Annotated in this window: 2 protein-coding genes; both read left to right on the forward strand. The window is 17.5% G+C overall.

The features are described from left to right. The first annotated feature begins 46 nt into the window (after positions 1–46). Positions 47–295 (forward strand): hypothetical protein, encoded by a 249-nt coding sequence (locus GBZ86_RS16055; protein WP_152892332.1) that lies wholly within the window; start codon positions 47–49, stop codon positions 293–295. Between the two features lie 369 nt (positions 296–664). After that, positions 665–1,036 carry a hypothetical protein gene (locus GBZ86_RS16060; RefSeq protein ID WP_152892333.1) on the forward strand — a complete coding sequence of 124 codons (372 nt, stop codon included), beginning with the start codon at positions 665–667 and terminating at the stop codon, positions 1,034–1,036. The last annotated feature ends 172 nt before the right edge of the window (positions 1,037–1,208 follow it).

The following is a 1,208-nucleotide window of genomic DNA, read 5'->3' on the forward strand; positions in this document are numbered from 1 at the left end:
ATTTATGATATATTATTTTTGATTTAAAACGAAAGAGGAAAGAAATATGACTACTAAAAAGCTTACTATAATTAATTTAATATTAATAGCTCTTATGCTAATAATTTTAATTTTTAATAATGTAACTAATTTTTTTCAATTTGATTTAACTACATTCTTAACATTTGTAGTAGTAGTTATTCAACAATTAGTTTTATGTTATTATTTTTATAAAAATAAACAAAAAAAATATTGCATTTTATTTTTATTTGGTATTATTATACTTTCTATTTTTTATATAAAAAGATTTTTTTGATATTTAAGTGAGGTAAGGTTTATGGAAAATTTACATATTTTTTTATATGCAGGAATGTTAGTATTTCTAATTTTAAAATATACAAAAAACATATATAGTATTGTTAAAAGAAAAGAAAGTGTTGAATATGTATTTAAATTTAATGTTAATTTAAATAAAAAAAATATAAATATTATATTAATTAGTTCAATTGTTAATATAATACTTCTTATACTAGCTTTATATTATTACATAATAAATAAAAATAGTCTGATAGTGATATTAGTATGTTCTTTGTTTGTTATTAATATTTCATTTAGCAAAAATTTATTAAATAAAAAACAAAAGAATAAAATCTTATAATAAACAAAAATTTAAAGGAGCTTATATATGAAAAAATTATATTTAATATTTATAGCTTTAAGTTTAACCATTTTATTTTTAGGTTGTGGCAATAAAAATAAAGAACGTAAATATTCTTCAATGTCAAATAGAGATGCCATTGCTTCTTTTGGAGATGATGGTAGATTTGGTATATTTCATGCATATGTTCATAATCAAGATAAAATAGACTTATCTGACCTTAAACGAAGTAAAGTTCTTGATTATATAACTAAATATAAAGAAATAAATCCATATGTTTATACTATAGGAGAAAAAGGCTATACTAAATTAAACTATAATACAAATGAATTTATTCAATCAGATAATTTAGATAAATTTTCTGATGAAGATAAAGAGATTTTTAACAGCTTAAAATAATAATTATAATATTAGGAGTAAGACAACATGAATATTAAAGAAAAAAATATGTTTTTAAAAAGAATTTGTATAGTATTACCAATGCTTGGTTTATTAATACACAATAATAAATTAAAAATATTTTTAGGATTAGTTATATTATTTATATTATTTATTGTAGTAATAGTAAGAT

Origin of the sequence: Clostridium tarantellae, from assembly GCF_009295725.1 — a bacterium.
GTDB classification, from domain to species: Bacteria; Bacillota; Clostridia; order Clostridiales; family Clostridiaceae; genus Sarcina; species Sarcina tarantellae.

Excerpts from the sequence above, each read along its gene's own strand:
- GBZ86_RS16060 (WP_152892333.1), top strand. The coding sequence starts at position 665 with ATGAAAAAATTATATTTAATATTTATAGCTTTAAGTTTAACCATTTTA.
- GBZ86_RS16055 (WP_152892332.1), top strand. The coding sequence starts at position 47 with ATGACTACTAAAAAGCTTACTATAATTAATTTAATATTAATAGCTCTT.